Genomic DNA, 18359 nt, shown 5'->3' with positions numbered 1-18359 from the left:
AAAAGATTTTTAATAGAATGTGCCTTAACAGACTAAAATAGCAAAAAAGGCGCGGTACGGCTGGCTTTTGACTTCGCAACCTCTGCTGGTGTGCCTTCTGCCACAATAAGACCGCCTTTATCACCAGCGCCCGGCCCAATATCGATAATCCAATCACTGTTACTAGCGACTTGCATGTCATGCTCGACCATAATCACAGTGTTACCAGCATCAACGAGTCCGTTCAATTGTGCCATCAATAGCGATACGTCCGAAGGATGCAAGCCAGTTGTTGGTTCATCAAGGATATAAAGCGTGTCTCCTCGTTGTGTCCGCTGCAGTTCGGTGGCAAGCTTAATACGTTGTGCTTCGCCGCCCGAAAGCTCGGTTGCTGGCTGACCAAGTCGTAAGTAGCCAAGCCCGACTTTTAGCAACGCGTCTAATGCTCGTAGGATAGGTGCTTCTTCTACAAAGAATTCATAAGCAGATTCGACGGTGAGATCGAGGATTTCAGCGATGTTTTTGCCTCGATAAGTAATCTCAAGGGTTTCATCATTGTAGCGTTGCCCATGACACACTTGGCACGGTGAGTAAACGCTTGGTAGAAACAGCAGCTCAACACTCACAAATCCAACACCTTCGCAATTTGGACAGCGGCCTTTCTTAACGTTAAATGAGAATCGACCGGCATCGTAACGTCGTGCCTTTGCTTCTGGCGTTGCTGCAAATAATTTGCGCACATGATCGAACAGGCCGGTATAAGTGGCAAGGTTTGAGCGCGGCGTACGACCGATGGCTTTTTGATCGACGGTCACCAATCGACTCACGTGTTCCATACCATCAGCAATCTTACCGCTGGTCTGAGTTTCTAGCTCTTGCTCTAGTAAATCAGCTTCGCCAGTCGGTGCTTCGATGATTGTCTTCTGCCCTAATTCGCTATAAATGAGATCGACCAGCGCTTGACTGACGAGACTTGATTTGCCCGAACCTGATACGCCCGTCACCGTTGTCATCACTCCCAATGGAAACGCAACATCTAGCCTTTGCAAGTTATTGCGTTCAATATTGACCAGCTGTAGCGAGGCTTTCGCTTTTCTTGGGGTATGCTCAACCGCCCCGTCAGTCTCAAAAAGATACTGTCCCGTGCGTGATTGTGCAACGTCCCGCAAGCCTGCTACAGGGCCACTGTAAATAACTTCGCCGCCATGGGTTCCAGCCTTTGGCCCCACATCGACAATCCAATCGGCGTGCCGAATCACGCTGACGTCATGCTCAACAATAAATAACGAGTTACCAGCCGCTGTCAGCTCATCCAATGCGCCCAATAGCGCTTGAGTATCGGCAGGATGTAATCCAGCAGACGGCTCGTCAAGCACATAGACCACACCAAACAGTTTAGAGCGAATTTGGGTGGCGAGTCTTAGGCGTTGTAGCTCACCCGGAGACAAAGTAGGTGTAGTACGTTCAAGCGACAGATACCCTAAGCCTAGCGTGGTCAAAGCCTCAACTCGAGACAGAATGTCACTGGCAATACGTTGAGCAACAATGGCCTTCTCTCGGTTTGGCATATTATCAGTCAGTTTGGTCTTGGCAGCATCCTGAAGTTTGAGTGCCATTTCAGTCAGGGTCAATTGGGACAATTCACCAATATCAAGACCCGCGAATTTCACCGATAGCGATTCTTTTTTGAGTTTTTTGCCATGGCATTCTGGACATTCAGAGATTTGCATAAACTGGGAAACGCGCTTTTTGGTACGCGGACTTTGAGTGCTAGCAAAAGAATGCAAAACGAAATTCTTTGCACTGGTAAACGTCCCTTTATAATTGGGTTTTTCACCTTTTTTAATAGCGTCGCGTACTTGTTCAATGTTGTACTCTGGATAAACTGGGACTTCTGGGGTGTCATCGGTAAAGAGAATCCAATCGCGGGTTTTTTGGGGCAGGGTATTCCACGGCTTATCGATATCGTAGCCAAGTGTGGTCAGGATGCGGCTTAGGTTTTGACCTTGCCACGCAGGCGGCCAAGCAGCAATCGCGCGTTCGCGAATGGTTTTGGTATTGTCAGGAACTAGCAATTCTTCTGTCACCTCAAACACGCGGCCAATACCGGAGCAAGTAGGGCAAGCGCCATCTGGCGTGTTTGGAGAGAACGCATCAGCGTAGAGTATGCCTTGACCAGCGGGGTATTCGCCTGCTCGTGAGTACAGCATGCGTAAACCATTTGAAATCGTCGTCACGCTACCGACCGATGAGCGTACAGACGGCGTACCTCGTTGTTGTTGCAGGGCAACGGCGGGCGGTAAGCCTTCTATCGAATCGACGTCAGGCTGATCCACTTGATCGATTAAGCGTCTGGCATAAGGCGATACTGAGTCAAGATAGCGATGTTGCGACTCAGCAAAAAGGGTGCCAAATGCCAGTGAAGATTTGCCTGAGCCTGATATACCCGTGAATACCACAAGGGCATTACGCGGCAAATCAACATCGACGTTTTTTAGATTGTGAACCCTTGCGCCTCTGACTTGGATGCTGTGAGCTGGGTCGCAAGCGATATTTTTAGTGGCATTGTCATCAACTTTTGCAGTGGATGTTACTTTTTTATTTTTAGTGGTCATAAAACAGTTATTCCTATCAAATCGTATTTTTAGCTTTATTGTGAAGAAGACGGGTAAAGTTTTGGCCAAGAAACTGCTTGCTAAATAATTAGCTAATTAAGCAATGTCTTGGCTCAAGCAACATCTTGGCAATCTAAAACCATCCTAGCATGTCAATATCGAATCCTTAAATAGGCTTACGCTTTACAGACAGATGACAGACATAGCAATGCCAAACAATAACATTTATGAGGTTTCATCTCTGAATTTCAGCTTGTAAGCTTTGAAAACTGCTTTTAAGACATGCGGATTTTTGAAGTGGGTGAGCTGGCAAGTAGCGAGGTAGCTGATAATGGTTTATCATTAATCATAACTATCAATTATTTATAAAAGCATCCTATGATTTTTATCAGCAATACCATTAGTTTAAATGACAGTGACGTAGAGATTAGCGCGATACGTGCGCAAGGCGCAGGCGGACAAAATGTCAATAAAGTCTCTTCTGCGATTCATCTGCGTTTTGATATCCATGCTTCAAGCTTGAGTGATGTAAATAAGCAGCGTTTGCTTGATAGTAAAGATAGCCGAATTACCAAAGAAGGCGTGCTCATTATTAAGGCGCAGCAATTTCGTACCCAAGAACGTAATAAAATTGATGCGTTTGAGCGCTTACAAAGCTTTATCACCAAAGCTACTTACGTCAATAAAACACGCAGGCCGACCAAACCAAGCAGAAACGCTAAGCGTAAACGTGTCGATCAAAAAACTAAGCGCGGTAAAACAAAAGTATTACGCGGCAAGGTGGATTTTTAATTAGGCAGCTTGCTTAATGTTTTTAAATAAAAAAATGCCAGCCCATCTAAGTGGCTGGCATTTTCTTGTTCTTGCTTAATGTCAGCAGTGCGTGATGTATCGATATTACTTTTCACTGACTATAATTCTCATTAACCAAGTCTTCTGCTTAACTCAGGAAAGCGCTTTATCATAAATAGCATCAGTAGCAATGCCATAACCGCGATAGCCGCCCCAACATAGCCCACGCTCGATAGTGAAATATGCGTCACTGCATAGCCTCCGAAGAGTGCGCCCGTCCCAATGCCTAAATTGATAATCCCTGAGAACATCGACATCAGCATGTCTTGTGCATTGACATCGACCATGATGACCTTGGCTTGCATGGAGATAATCAGCAGCATGAGCGCCGCGCCCCAGAGTAGGGCAATCGAGCTGAGCGCCCATATTGAGGTTACCGCAAATAACAGCATGAGCATAGACAATAGTATCAATATCGTCGATATCAGCATTAATCTGGTATTGAATTTATCACCCCAACGACTGAATATCACACTGCCCGCAATCCCTGCGACACCGAACAATAGCAGCACAACCGTTGCGGCGTTTTCACTGATTGAGCCGACTTGGCGCATAAAAGGTTCGATATAAGAATAAGCAGTATAATGCGCGGTAAAGACCAGTAAAATCAGCAGATATAGGCAGACCAATAAGGGGTTTTTGAGTAACTCTGGAATCTTTCTAAAAGAGCCTTCAAACATACTAGGCAGCGTGGGCAACAGTCTCATTTGCAGAATAAATACGATAAGGGCAAGCCCACCAATACCACCAAAAGTCGCGCGCCAGCCAAACCATTGACCGACCACGCGTCCTAAAGGCACACCCAACACCATCGCTAATGACGTACCGGTCGCAAGTACGCTAAGCGCCAGTGCTTTTTTGCCTTCCGGTGCCACACGTATCGCAATCGCTGCGGTGATGGACCAAAATATCGCATGCGTGAGCGCAATGCCAACTCGGCTGATGAGCAGCACTTCAAAGCTCCAAGCAAATACTGACAATACATGACTGGCAATAAATACCGCAAACAAAGCCAACAGTAAACGCTTGCGCTCAAAGCGACTGGTGAGCAGCATCAATGGCAATGACATGGCCGCGACAATCCACGCATACAGCGTCAACATCCAGCCCGTCTCTGCCGTGGTGATAGAGAAATCTTGGGCGATGTCGCTTAATAGGGCAACAGGGACAAATTCGGTGGTATTCATAATAAAGGCGCTGACGCCCATTAGGAATACTTGAAAATACTGAGTCCGGCGAGCGTCTGAGCTCACCTCAATGTTAGGTTTCATAAGATCCAATACAAATAAAGAAGGTGCTAACGGTGAAAGTTAGCTTAAAGTGATTTATTCGCTTAAAAATAGGGGTAGAAATACATCGCAATGATGAAAAGAAGGCAGGCAAGATAGCAAGTCAGTCGCCGTAGTTAAAGTAATTATTTGATAATGAGCGTCGGTATTCACAAAATGAATAGGATATGACATTAGTTTTTGACATTAGCCTCTAGGAAGCCGACACTGACTGCCGACAACATACCGGCAGTGAAATAATGCTTTTATCAATAGAAGCATACTCAAGTAGACTGATACAATAATCAAGGAGAATCAGCGCTTAAATAATGATGGCTACCTATTCTCTCATGCTATTTAAGCGTGCACGAATAGGTAGTCATCTCTGTATGAATTATCCCTGTTTTTACATTTTAATAGGGCGTGTCCTCATACCAAAAATAAAAGAAAAATAAACTATGAAAACCGAAACCAATAAGCCGCTTGCTTTTAGAAAGTATCCATCGACGACTGCTCTACAGTGTTTCGAAACGGCTGCACGGCATCTGAGCTTTACCAATGCCGCGCAAGAGATGCATATGACACAAAGCGCCATCAGTAAGCAGGTCGCTCAGTTAGAGGAGATGTTAAAAATTTCACTCTTTTATCGTACACCGCACCGAATTTCATTGACACCAGCTGGCAAGACTTATTACCTTGAGGTGTTGGAAATCCTCAAACATATCGAGGTGGCAACCACCAGTTTGATGTCGCATAGTGACAATGTAGAAGTGCTTAAGATTGCCTCACACCCAACCTTTTGTTCTCGCTGGCTGTTACCTGCGCTCAGTGGCTTTAGCCAAGCCCATCCATTGATTAATTTAGATATAAAAGAGCAAGTTGGGCCATTTTTTACTGAAGACCAAAACGTCGATATTGCCTTTTTATATGGCGATGGCATTTGGGGCGGGATGGAGGCGATTAAGCTGTTTGATGAGTATTGTGTGGCGGTATGCCAACCTGAGTATTTACGGGATAAAAATCCCTGTACGAGCAATGTAGATAACTGCACCTTGCTACAGTTAAGCTCGCGCCCAAGTGCTTGGTATGAGTATTTCAAGCAGCAAGGCATTAGTATCGATGGGACGTTTATCGGCCCACGGTTTGATACTTTTCATGCGTGTATTGCCGCCGCTTTGCTCGGCTATGGTATTGCACTTGTACCACTGCGTTTGGTCGCCCCTGAACTACAATCAGGGACGCTAGTGACGGCATGGCGCTATGCGGCAAAAGGACGGGGGTCTTACTATATAACTTATCCTTTGTCTTTAGGCAGATCGCATAAGGTAAAAGTTATTTTAGAATGGGTATCAGCGTATCTTGAAACCTCAAATCAACACGAGCTGATGCTAGGGCATGTCCTCAATTCAATCGATATAGTGGATTCACTTTAAAACAGATACAGGGCGACTGGGATAAACTTTTCGTAGCCTTTGTGATAGCAGTTAACAATGTTTAAATAATTGTAATTTTTAACACGCCTTAAGATTGTCTTTTGGTTGGCAATGACAAAAAGGAATGCCAGCACAACTATTATTCGTTTGCTGAATCGGTACGGTTTTGCTGAAATGAGCATCACACTCAAGGAAGATGAGAGATGCTCAATGGATATGCACTATAACGTTACAGACGCTTTTACGATGGTGCATCCTGTGACCCTCACCAAAGGCAAAAATGCCAAAGTTTGGGACAGTTATGACCGCAGCTACATCGACTTTGTCGGCGGTATCGGGGTTTTAAATTTTGGTCATTGTCATCCTCATATCGTCTCCGCGATTATCAATCAAGCCCAATCACTTATCCATTATGCCTACAACGCGGCCGCCCATCAGCCGTATCAAACCTTTATGCCACGGCTTTGTGAGCTGGTCCCAATCAGTGGCGAGCTGTCAGGTATGCTGACTAACTGCGGCGCAGAAGCCACCGAAAATGCCATAAAAATTGCCCGCCTAAAAACAGGTCGTGTGGGTGTCATTGCTTTTGATGGTGGCTTTCATGGGCGCACGCTGGCTGCGGTCAATCTAAATGGTAAAGTCGCGCCTTATAAGCGGGGGCTTGGACCATTGGCAGGTGGCGTTTACCACATTCCTTTTCCCAGTCCAGATAATGAAGTGAGCGATCAGCAGGCTATCGATGCGCTTGAACGTCTATTTGCTGTAGAAACGGATGTCGATAATATCGGTGCCATCATTGTAGAACCAGTACAAGGCGAGGGTGGCTTTCAATTAATGTCGCCCACGTTTGCTCAGTATCTGCGCCAGTTTTGTGATGAGCACGGCATTTTGCTCATTATGGATGAGATTCAATCGGGCTACGGTCGTACGGGCACACCATTTGCCTTTACACATTTAGGGATTGAGCCTGACATGATATTGCTAGGCAAAAGCATCGCAGGTGGGTTGCCTTTAGGCGCAGTGATCGGCAAATCCAGCATAATGAATGGATTACCTAAAGGTAGCCTAGGTGGCACTTATTCGGGTAATCCGGTCGCGTGTGCTGCCGCCAATGCGACGTTGGATATTATGCAAGACGATGCGGTGTGGGAGTCTGCCAAACATTATGCCCACACCATTGAGCAGACGGTGAACCAATGGCAGCAAGAAGGTGTATCGCCTTGGCTGTTTGGCCTCACTGGTATCGGTGCGATGCGCGGTATCGAGCTGCGACATCCTGAACATGATATCGATCCAAGCGTGATGACGTATGTGTTAACGCAAGCGCGGGAGCGTGGTCTGCTGTTGATGCCTAGCGGTAAATATCGTCATATTATTCGCCTGCTACCGCCACTAACAATCGAGCCTGAAACCCTGCAAGCCGGTCTTAATGTTTTAAAAGAAGTGTTAAGTACGATTCCTGATAATAGGCTCTGATGAAATGGCAACGATATAATTTAATGGCAACGACATAGTTTTTTGTCGGACACACTCTAGTTAATAAGTTAATAAGTTAATAAGTTAATAAGTTAATAAGTTAATAAGTTAATAAGTTAAGAGTAACAAAAATTTCTAAGATTTTAATAAGGATATCTATCTGTGAATCACACATTTATCAGCAGCGATGCTATTCGTCACGAGTTCTCTATGGCGATGTCGGCCATGTACCAAACCGAGGTTCCGCTATATGGTGACTTGCTAGATTTAGTTGCTGAGGTGAATACTGAGGTGCTAACCAAACATCCTGATCTTAAGGAGCAGTTGGAGCATACCGGAGAGATTGATAGACTCAGTATGGAGCGCCACGGGGCGATTAGATTGGGTACAGCGCACGAGCTTAGTATGATGCGCAGGCTCTTTGCTGTCATGGGTATGCACCCTGTTGGTTATTATGATTTAGCGCCTGCTGGCGTGCCCGTGCATTCTACGGCTTTTCGAGCGATTGACGCGCAAGCCTTAAATCAAAGCCCGTTTCGAGTCTTCACTTCTTTACTGCGTCTAGACCTAATTGATGATGACGCACTAAAACAAGAAGCATCAAACGCATTAGCCAACCGCAATATCTTTACCGATACGGTCGTCAGCCTGATTGAGCGCTTTGAAGAGCAGGGCGGTTTGACGTCAGAGGAAGGTGAGCAGTTTATCAAAGAAGCTTTAGAGACCTTTCGCTGGCATGATAAAACACCGGTCTCAAAAGAGCTATATCAGCGCTTATTAGCGCAGCACGGTCTCATTGCTGATGTCGTCGGCTTTAAAGGCCCACATATCAATCATTTAACGCCTAGAACACTAGATATAGATATCGTACAGCAAGGCATGCAGGCAAAAGGCATCCCACCAAAAGCGATTATCGAAGGGCCACCAAAACGGGAATGTCCGATTTTATTAAGACAGACGAGCTTTAAGGCATTAGAGGAAGCGGTTAGTTTTAAAAACTCAGAGGGCGAGTACGAGCAAGGATGCCATACTGCACGGTTTGGTGAGATTGAGCAGCGCGGTGTGGCATTAACGCCAAAAGGTAGAGCGCTATATGACAAGCTACTTAGTCAAGCACGCCATCAATTAGGAGCCACTCCAAATGAGGGTAATGCAGCTCAATACAATCGAATTTTAGCCGAGGTATTTACCGCTTTCCCTGATGATTACCAGACGATGCATGACAAGGAGCTTGCTTATTTTTATTATCAACCAGTCGATAGTGGCATAGATATCAACAATGATATAGCCAACCTAGAAATGGGTCATTCAGAACAAGTAGCCCATTCAAGAGACATCGTCAATGCTTTGATTGATAAAGGCGCTATCCGTATTGAGCCTATTGTCTATGAAGATTTTTTGCCAGTCAGTGCGGCTGGTATTTTTCAGTCCAATCTTCAGCAGGACAAGCAAAGCAACTATGATGGCAATTCAAACCAACAGGAGTTCGAGCAAGCACTTGGTATTAATGTCCATGATGAGCTTGCTTTGTATGAAGATATACAGAATAGAAGCTTGGAAAAATGCCTAATTTCTTTAGGAAACGGTAGGTAAAAGACAAGAGCAGTCATCTTATTTGTTCGCCATTCCAAAATGGAATGAGGGTAAGAAAATTATTATTTTGCAAGTTAAAGTATTGCAAGGTAGCTTAAAGGTCGACCAAAGAGATTATAAATTACTATACAAAGGATTGAATATGATTAAGCAATACATGTCAGCCATGGGTGTCAAAGAAGAACAATATCAACATGGCGATTTTGAAGTCAATACGCCTATCGATGGGACGGTTATCGGCAAGATAACCTTAGATAGCGTTGATGAGGTCAATAAGAAAATCCAAAACGCCCAAGCAGCATTTAAGGAATGGCGTGTCGTTCCTGCCCCCAAGCGTGGCGAATTGATTCGTCTGCTGGGCGAAGTGCTGCGTGAGCATAAAGAAGACTTGGGCATGCTCGTATCATTCGAAGCTGGGAAAATCAAACAAGAAGGCCTAGGTGAAGTGCAAGAAATGATCGATATTTGCGATTTCGCTGTCGGCGTTTCACGTCAGCTATATGGCTTGACGATTGCGTCAGAGCGCCCAGGTCATCACATGCGTGAGACATGGCATCCGCTTGGTGTCATCGGTGTCATCTCTGCTTTTAACTTCCCTGTAGCGGTATGGTCTTGGAATACAGCGCTTGCCATTGTTTGTGGTAACCCTGTCATCTGGAAGCCATCAGAAAAAGCCCCTTTGGTTGCTTTGGCGTGTCAAGCCATGTTCGAAAAAGCATTGGCAAAGTTTGGTGATGCACCAGATCATTTGTCTCAAGTGATATTGGGTAAGACGGATATCGGTAATGCCTTGGTCGAAAACAAAGACATTGCCTTGGTCAGTGCGACTGGTAGTACACGCATGGGCAGAACTGTCGGGCCTAAAGTCGCTGAGCGTTTTGGTAAATGCTTGCTTGAGCTTGGTGGCAACAACGCGATGATTTTGGCACCGACTGCCGACTTAGACCTTGCGCTACGTGGCATTATATTCTCAGCGGTTGGTACAGCGGGTCAGCGTTGCACCACATTACGCCGTCTCTTCGTCCATGAGTCTGTCAAAGACGATATCTTGCCACGCATCAAATCAGCTTACGAAACCGTCAGCATTGGTCATCCTCTCGAAGGCAATTTGGTCGGCCCACTGATTGATGAAGACAGCTTTAATAACATGCAAGCGACTTTGAATAAGGCTCGTGAAGCGGGCGGTACAGTAACAGGCGGGGAACGCGTACTAGCAGATAAATACCCTGATGCCTATTATGTCACGCCTGCCATTGTAGAGTTTGATGAGCAAAATGACGTTGCTCGAAGTGAGACGTTTGCGCCTATTTTATATGTCATGACCTATAAAGACTTTGATGAGGCAATCGAGATGCAAAACGATGTGCCACAAGGATTATCGTCATGTATCTTTACCAATGACTTGCGTGAAGCGGAGACTTTCCTCAGTGATCGCGGTAGTGATTGCGGCATCGCTAACGTCAATATCGGCACTAGTGGTGCTGAAATCGGTGGTGCATTTGGCGGCGAAAAAGAAACAGGCGGTGGACGTGAGTCAGGGTCAGACGCATGGAAAGCTTATATGCGTCGCCAAACCAACACCATCAACTATTCAACAGAGCTACCACTTGCCCAAGGCATTAGTTTTGGTTGATATGAAGATATATGAACACTCAGGATTGATTGTTCATATATAAATGGTTAAGCACAGATGACTCATTATAAGCGGTCAAAAACAAGGTGTTCAGCGTGAACTGCCAAGCATATTTTATATATGTTTGGCACACCAAAAACTATAAGCAATCAAGGATTGGTTGTAATGACCATTGACGACTACTAAGGAAGGTAGAATTATCATGATCGATGACAAACCGCATGACCCCGCTGATGATGGCTACGGTCCGTCTTCTAGCTTCTTACTTGATATTGCCCCTCTCGTATTGACTGCCATGATTCTTATGGTGCAGTTTTTCATATTTAAAGACTTTACCCCGCACATTCCATTAGCCTGTGGCATTTTAATCACTGGCTTATTTATGAAGATGCGTGGTCGTGACTGGCAGGGTATGGAGGAGCGGTTTTTAAAAGTTATTAAAATCGGCTTACCAGCGATGATCATTCTGATGGGTGTCGGTATGCTCATTGGTTCATGGATTATTGCAGGGACGGTGCCGACCATTCTTTACTATGGATTCAGTATTTTTTCTCCTTCCTCCTTTTTATTTTCAGTTTGTATTATTTGCGCCATTATTTCTGTTGCCACTGGTACCTCATGGGGTACGGTAGGTACAGTAGGGCTGGCAATGATGGGTATCGGTATGGGGCTTGGCATTCCAGCGCATTTTACAGGCGGTGCTATTGTCTCGGGTGCTTTTTTCGGGGACAAAATGTCGCCATTGTCAGATACCACTAACCTGACACCTGCGGCAGCGGGCGTGGAGCTTTGGGACCATATCAAAGGCATGCTACCGACCACTGTCCCAGCCATGATTACCGCCTTAGCGCTTTATGCGTGGATTGGCATGGGTTATGGCGATGACAGTATTGATTTATCTTCTATCCAAGCCTTACAAGCCAATTTGGCTGACAATTACAATTTAAGCATTATTACTTTATTACCTGCACTCGTTGTTGTGATTGCCGCTGTTATGAAAATGCCAGCGATACCGACCGTTTTGGGCGGTGTTGTCGTGGCATCGGTTATTGCGTTTTTTATGCAAGGCGTTGGGGTCAGTGCTATTTTTAACGTATTACAAAACGGCTTTGTTAGTGAAACGGGTTTTGAAGTGGTTGATAAATTGCTATCAAAAGGCGGCGTCATGTCAATGACATGGGTCATTACCTTGACCATCTTTGCACTCGCTTTTGTCGGTTCGCTTGAACACTACGGCACCTTAAAAGCCATTATGGCGAAAATAGATAAGGCAGTAAAATCGCGTATCGGCTTGATTTTGACGACTTATGCCAGCGTCCTTGGTGTCGGTACTTTAATCGGTGACGTTTATACGACCTTGGTGCTGCCAGGGCGTTTATTAAAAGACAAATATAAAGAAATGGGCTATAAGCGCACGACACTCACGCGCTCTATTGAAGACAGTGGCACGCTATTATCACCGCTGATTCCTTGGAACATGGGCGGTAGCTTTGTTGCTGCGACCCTTGGTATAGCGACATTGACTTATGCGCCTTTTGCTTTTGCCTGCTGGTTGTCGCCTTTGTTTGGCTTGCTCTGGGCGTTCCTTGATAAGTTTATACCGCGTGAAGAGCCTTCGGTAGAAAAGCTCGACACGGCTACCTCAACGTCAATTAGTGACGTGTGACACAAGGGAGTGTGAGATGTTACAAGAGCAATGTTTATGGAACATGACTGCCCCCAATATTGAGTCCTATAGTCAGATGAGTAGCGACACTCAAGCGACCATTTGTATCATTGGTGGCGGTTATACAGGGCTATCGGCTGCGATTCATTTGGCCGAAAAAGGCGTCAAGGTTATCTTACTTGAGAGCCAAACGATTGGTAGTGGCGGTTCAGGGAAAAGCGTTGGGCTGGTCAATGCAGGGACATGGGCACGCCCCGATGACTTAAATATTGCGCTAGGTGAAGCGGCTGGAGAGCGTCTCACAGAAGCGCTCGGACAAGCACCAAGCTTAGTATTTGACCTAATCAAACGTTATAATATCGACGCGCAAGCCACCCAAGCCGGCAATATCCATATGGCACATAATGCCAAAGGCGAAGTCGATGTCGATGTCAGATACGAGCAGTTGAGCCGTCGCGGTGCGAATGTTGAGGTGTTAACTGGCAGCAAATGCCATGAATATTGCGGCACCAAAAGTATCAATAAAGCACTACTAGATCATCGTGCGGGTACTATCAACCCGCTGGCTTATGTCAGAGGACTCGCAAAAGTCGCGACCAGTCTCGGCGTAATCATCTACGAGCATTCCGCTGTCGAGGCGTTGGAGAAAGTAGACGGTCATTGGTACACAAGAACTCCCAAAGCGCGGGTCAAGTCTGAGCGCGTCATTATTGCGACCAATGCCTACACTGAAGGCGAATGGACAGAAATTACTAAGACTTTTTATCTCGTCGCTTATTATCAGATCGCTTCTGAGCCGCTCAGTGGAGCAGTAGCAGATCGTATTTTACCTTACAAAACAGGGGCATGGGATACGCGCTTGGCATTATCGAGCTTTCGTCGTGACAAAGATGATCGCTTGTTATTGGGAACGGTGGGTGGCAGGCAACTTAAACCAAAATCCTTCTATCAGTCATGGGCGAACGCTGTGCAAAAAAGCTATTATCCTGATTTGCCAGCATTTAACTGGCAATATGAATGGTGTGGAAACTTTGGCTTTACGCAAGACCATATCTTCCGCGTTTTGGAACCTGACGAAGGATTATTGACAGCGACTGCCTACAATGGACGTGGCATTACCACTGGTACGCTCATGGGCAAGTGCTTTGCGGATTATATCTTGACTGGAGACAGAGCCAGTATTCCGTTGCCATTTAAAACCTTGGAAGAGTCAAAGATAGCATTGGGTGCGATGAAATCTGGATTTACTGAAGTAGGGCTGACGCTCTATCATGCAGGGCAGTGTCTAAAAATCATTAGATAGTTTTTTGGCTACAGTAGGAAGATATAGGGTGAGTATTGACAACAGTAAAGGTGTAAGAAAAGAGGAACAATATCTGTATTTATCTTTCAGCAGCTGATGTGCTATCATCGCTAGCTGATCTATCGTGGGTTTAACAGCTTTGTATCGTCGTCCGTTATAATAATTAATGGTGACATACGAACCTTGCAACTTCCAGCACGATATAAAACAATTCTGGTAAAGCGCATGAGCCTGTACTCCGACATCCTCATTTGTGCCTAATTTTATTTGCCTATATGGGCTCGTTTTATACTTTTTCGTCGGAGTTACAGGAGTCTAAGGTGTCCAATTTTACAAGCCACGCTACCAATCAGTCCAAATATACCCGTCGTTATCACCCACGCCACCCTCTCGCGCAATATGCAGTCAATCAAATAGACACGCTTGAGCTGCGTTCGCAAGCCATCATCAAAGCCATGGGGTATCCTCTCAAACACACGATACCTGCCTGTGATCGCTTACGTCATGTATTGTCGAATAAGTATCTGGGGCTTGATGGTAGTTACATGGATAAATACTTTACTGCCGATGAATTCTTAGCAAAGTTGTTTAACATACTTGAGATACCGTACCAGCCATTTGTAGAAGATATCGCTCAGATTAAGCATGACTTAGCGCATTATTCCAATTCTTTACCCGAATATAGCTTACGAGCCGATGTGAATTTTACGTTTACTGCGGGCGCAAATTGGATGTCTCGTGATGGTGCTTCTCGGTTGGCTCAAGTGCAGTTACCAGAGGGATTTGCCAAACTGAGCGAGAGCGAGCGTGCGTCGATAGTGAAAAAAGGTATCCGTGAGCATTATCAGTATTATGAAGGCAATCTACCTTATGACGGCATCATCCAAGGCTACCGTTTGACGGTTGAGAACAATAATGCAGTGGTTAACAGAATAGCGTATGGATTGCCAAAATCGAGTAGTGTTTGAGAGTCTCGATGACACTATAGGTCTAAACATCGGCGCAAATAAGCTTTTAAACAGAGCAAAGCCTCACTTGATAGTGAGGCTTTTTCGTTTTTGCAAATTATCTAAGCCTATTTATACTTCAGGCTTAGATATGGCTCGCCATAAAATGACGAACAGCGCATCAAATTCTTTATTTATGGGGGCATTTGTCTGCCGCATGATGTGCATCAAACCCAAACGGCTGATAAAACCCATAAACACATCGAACAGAATATATAGCGGCACGGTGTCGTTCAATACACCACGTTTCTGACCGTCTTCTAATACCTCCAAAAAAGCCCCAATCAGCTCCTTATTCTCATAGATAGCAATGTGACGAATGCGTGATACCGATACCGATGACAGCACCATAACCGCATCAGGATGTGAGTCTACGAAGTCAAAACATACCCATAGCGTCTTACGCAGGCGATCTTGCACGCTGTCAATGCCTTGCAAATGATCCATGATGCGTGCCGCCAGTCTGCCGAGTACGATATCCATCACCATGTTGAATAGCGTTTGTTTGTCCCCGAAGTATTTATAGAGGGTTTGCAATGAGACGTTGGCAGACTTCGCAATTTGCACCATGGTCACTTCGTTAGCATCAAAACCTGCAAACACTTTACGAACGGCTTTTTCAATTTTTTCTAAAGTCGCAGGGCGCATATCTGATAAAGGTGCCAGTGCTCGGCTCTCAGTCGTATTAGGCATCTGATTCGTGGATTGCATGCTTTATCATTCCTTTAGGATAGGGGGTTTTAGACAGTTCGATAGCCACTTATTTGGTCGTTTGATACGCTAAAATTTTATTAGGTAATATGAATTACCATTGTTTGTTGATAGGTTGCGTATTGTCTTTCACTATCTTAGTATGAGTCTTGAATCTCAATAAATACAAAGAATGTTTAGATTATACCAAACGGTAATTTAAATTACCATAAGTGATATATTTATGCTCAATAGCATTTTATATTAACCGATAGCAACTTCCCATCGTCAAGGATAGACAACATGAGTATTGAAAAATTTACCCCAAACTGGATGACCGAAGAGCACGAAATGGTCTATGACAGCGCGCTTAAAATGTTCAAAGGTTGGGAGCCAAAGGATGAACAGTGGCGCAAAAATGGCATGATAGACCGTGCCGCGTGGGAAGAGGCAGGTGAAAACGGTTTCTTATGTGTCTCTATACCTGAAGAGTATGGCGGCGGCGGCGGTGATTTCGGTCATGAAGCGGCGCTGTTATACGCACAAGCGGAAGCCAATCAATCAGGGTTCGGTGGCATGGTACATTCAGGGATTGTCGCCCCCTATATCTTGAGTCATGGCACAGAAGCGCAAAAACAAGAATGGCTGCCTAAGATGGCGACGGGCGAGTATGTGGCTGCGATTGCCATGACCGAACCTGGTACTGGCTCAGATCTACAAAACATCAAAACCTATGCGGTAAAAGATGGCGATGATTATATTATCAATGGCTCAAAAACCTTTATCACCAACGGTCAGCATGCCAACCTGATTTTGCTCGCGTGCAAAACCGATCGGGAAAAAGGCGCGCAAGGTGTTTCGCTTATCGTGGTAGAAACGGACAAGGTAGAAGGGTTTGAACGTGGTCGTAATCTCGACAAAATTGGTCTGACCTCTCAAGATACGTCGGAGTTATTCTTTAGTAATGTGCGTGTGCCACAAAAGAATCTGTTGGGCACTGCCGAAGGCATGGGTTTTATTCAAATGATGCAAGAACTGCCACGCGAGCGCTTAATCATTGCTTTAACGGGCGTTGGTGCGATGAAGCTGGCGATTAATTTGACGCTAGATTATGTCAAAGGTCGGGAAGCGTTTGGTAAACCGATTTGGAAGTTTCAAAATACGCGCTTTAAAATGGCAGAATGCTACGCCGATTATCTTGCTGCCAGCACTATGTGCGATGCCGCTGTTGATGCCATGTTAGAAGGCAAATTGACGGTACCGCAGGCATCATTGATTAAATACTGGGTGACCGAAAAGCAGTGTGATGTGATCGACGAATGTGTCCAGCTGTTTGGCGGTTATGGTTATATGACAGAGTACCCAATTGCTCGCCTATATGCCGATGCCCGCGTACAGAAAATCTACGGCGGCACCAATGAAATCATGAAAGAGCTGGCGTCACGCTTTATGTAATTGGCTGATCTAATTATTTATTCTAATCATTGACTCTGCTTATTGGTTTTAACATGGCGACTAGATTGCCATCATTGCTATTTTTTTAAAAAGAAAAAAAGGGATTTTTATGACTGAGACTGCTTACATTTATGATGCTATCCGTACTCCGCGCGGCAAAGGTAAAAAGGATGGCTCCTTATATCAGGCGTCACCAATTTGGCTGACCCGTACTCTATTAAAAGAGATGCAACAGCGGCATCATTTGGACACCAGTTTGGTTGATGATGTGGTACTTGGTTGTGTGACACCCGTTGGTGAGCAGGGTTCTGATATTGCCCGTATTGCTGTCATTGATGCTGGCTGGGCGCAAAGTGTGGCGGGCGTTACTTTGTCTCGGTTTTGTGCGTCAGGTCTGGAGTCTATCAATCTCGCTGCCGCCAAAGTCATGTCAGGCATGGAGGACATGGTGGTCGCAGGCGGCGTAGAGTCGATGAGCCGCGTACCGATGGGCTCTGACGGCGGTGCATGGTATATGGATCCACGCGTTAACGAAGCGACACATTTTGTGCCGCAAGGCGTTGGTGCAGATACCATAGCGACGCTGAAAGGCTTTAGTCGTACCGATGTCGATGCCTTTGCCAGCGAATCGCATCGCCGCGCTGCGAATGCGTGGGAGCAGGGCTATTATGATAAATCGGTCGTTCCTGTCACTGATATCAATGGCATGACGCTATTGGATAAAGACGAAACCATCCGTCCCAATACCAATGTCGAGACCTTAGCAGGTCTCAATCCTTCCTTTATTATGCCGGGCAAGATGGGCTTTGATAGCGTGATCTTGGACAGGTATACCACTATTGAAAAAGTGAATCACGTGCATCATGCGGGTAACTCGTCAGGCATCGTCGATGGCGCGGCAATTTGCTTAGTCGGTAGCGCTGCCGCTGGTAAAAAAGCAGGCCTCAAGCCCCGTGCCAAAATCACGATGGCTTCAGTTGTTGGTTCGGAACCTGCCATTATGCTGACAGGGCCAACGCCTGCCTGCCAAAAAGTGCTCAAAAAAGCGGGGATGCAAGCTTCAGATATAGACCTATGGGAAATCAACGAAGCTTTTGCTGCCGTGCCACTCAATACAGCTGATGACTTTGGCATCTCGCTTGATATCGTCAACGTCAATGGTGGCGCTATCGCTATGGGTCATCCCCTTGGTGCCACGGGCGCGATGCTCATGACTACTGTCCTTGACGAGTTAGAACGTCGTGACCTAAAAACGGCCATGATTACACTCTGTGTCGGTGGTGGCATGGGCATTGCGACTATTATTGAGCGCGTATAGCACTAATAGATAATGCTAATAAATAGCGTTAATGGGTTAATGGATAGCGTTAATAGACAGGGCTAAGAGAT

Annotated in this window: 13 protein-coding genes; 10 read left to right on the top strand and 3 right to left on the bottom strand. The window is 45.6% G+C overall.

What is annotated here, in order from left to right; translation table 11 throughout:
* Window positions 1-32: 32 nt before the first annotated feature.
* On the bottom strand, window positions 33-2594 hold the full coding sequence (gene uvrA, locus J5X94_RS02385; RefSeq protein ID WP_210539764.1) for an excinuclease ABC subunit UvrA: 2562 nt from the start codon (window positions 2592-2594) through the stop codon (window positions 33-35).
* A 378-nt stretch (window positions 2595-2972) separates the two neighbouring features.
* Here uvrA and arfB point away from each other — a divergent pair, with 378 nt between their 5' ends.
* Window positions 2973-3386 (top strand): alternative ribosome rescue aminoacyl-tRNA hydrolase ArfB, encoded by a 414-nt coding sequence (gene arfB / locus J5X94_RS02380; protein WP_210539762.1) that lies wholly within the window; start codon window positions 2973-2975, stop codon window positions 3384-3386.
* A gap of 131 nt (window positions 3387-3517) precedes the next feature.
* Here the strand turns inward: arfB and J5X94_RS02375 are convergent, their stop codons facing one another.
* Complete coding sequence (locus J5X94_RS02375) at window positions 3518-4717, bottom strand: sugar transporter (RefSeq protein WP_228293116.1); 1200 nt, start codon at window positions 4715-4717, stop codon at window positions 3518-3520.
* Between the two features lie 455 nt (window positions 4718-5172).
* Here J5X94_RS02375 and J5X94_RS02370 point away from each other — a divergent pair, with 455 nt between their 5' ends.
* From J5X94_RS02370 to J5X94_RS02340, 7 genes are all read left to right on the top strand, one after another.
* On the top strand, window positions 5173-6147 hold the full coding sequence (locus tag J5X94_RS02370; RefSeq protein ID WP_210539760.1) for a LysR substrate-binding domain-containing protein: 975 nt from the start codon (window positions 5173-5175) through the stop codon (window positions 6145-6147).
* A gap of 210 nt (window positions 6148-6357) precedes the next feature.
* Window positions 6358-7623, top strand: coding sequence for an aspartate aminotransferase family protein (locus J5X94_RS02365; protein ID WP_210539759.1), 1266 nt, complete (start codon window positions 6358-6360; stop codon window positions 7621-7623).
* Between the two features lie 210 nt (window positions 7624-7833).
* Window positions 7834-9216: a VOC family protein gene (locus J5X94_RS02360; RefSeq protein ID WP_228293133.1), complete on the top strand. Its 1383-nt coding sequence runs from the start codon at window positions 7834-7836 to the stop codon at window positions 9214-9216.
* A 142-nt stretch (window positions 9217-9358) separates the two neighbouring features.
* Entirely contained in the window at window positions 9359-10849 is a 1491-nt protein-coding gene (locus J5X94_RS02355) for an aldehyde dehydrogenase family protein (protein WP_210539754.1), read from the top strand.
* A 202-nt stretch (window positions 10850-11051) separates the two neighbouring features.
* Window positions 11052-12515, top strand: coding sequence for a Na+/H+ antiporter NhaC (gene nhaC, locus J5X94_RS02350; protein WP_210539752.1), 1464 nt, complete (start codon window positions 11052-11054; stop codon window positions 12513-12515).
* A gap of 16 nt (window positions 12516-12531) precedes the next feature.
* Window positions 12532-13818 carry an NAD(P)/FAD-dependent oxidoreductase gene (locus tag J5X94_RS02345; RefSeq protein ID WP_189581221.1) on the top strand — a complete coding sequence of 429 codons (1287 nt, stop codon included), beginning with the start codon at window positions 12532-12534 and terminating at the stop codon, window positions 13816-13818.
* A 320-nt stretch (window positions 13819-14138) separates the two neighbouring features.
* Complete coding sequence (locus J5X94_RS02340) at window positions 14139-14786, top strand: hypothetical protein (protein WP_210539750.1); 648 nt, start codon at window positions 14139-14141, stop codon at window positions 14784-14786.
* Window positions 14787-14897: 111 nt separating this feature from the next.
* Here J5X94_RS02340 and J5X94_RS02335 read toward each other — a convergent pair whose 3' ends face one another.
* On the bottom strand, window positions 14898-15536 hold the full coding sequence (locus tag J5X94_RS02335; protein WP_210539748.1) for a TetR/AcrR family transcriptional regulator: 639 nt from the start codon (window positions 15534-15536) through the stop codon (window positions 14898-14900).
* 282 nt (window positions 15537-15818) lie between these two features.
* On the opposite strand from J5X94_RS02335, the gene J5X94_RS02330 reads away from it, so the two are divergent.
* Together J5X94_RS02330 and J5X94_RS02325 are read left to right on the top strand one after the other, a co-directional pair.
* Complete coding sequence (locus J5X94_RS02330; protein WP_010198593.1) at window positions 15819-16970, top strand: acyl-CoA dehydrogenase family protein; 1152 nt, start codon at window positions 15819-15821, stop codon at window positions 16968-16970.
* 109 nt (window positions 16971-17079) lie between these two features.
* Window positions 17080-18288 (top strand): acetyl-CoA C-acetyltransferase, encoded by a 1209-nt coding sequence (locus J5X94_RS02325; protein WP_189581227.1) that lies wholly within the window; start codon window positions 17080-17082, stop codon window positions 18286-18288.
* The last annotated feature ends 71 nt before the right edge of the window (window positions 18289-18359 follow it).

Origin of the sequence: Psychrobacter sp. K31L (assembly GCF_017942195.1) — a bacterium.
In the GTDB taxonomy this organism is placed as follows: domain Bacteria; phylum Pseudomonadota; class Gammaproteobacteria; order Pseudomonadales; family Moraxellaceae; genus Psychrobacter; species Psychrobacter glaciei.
Note: the sequence above shows the minus strand (reverse complement) of the source record. Positions and strands in the feature narration are given on the sequence as shown.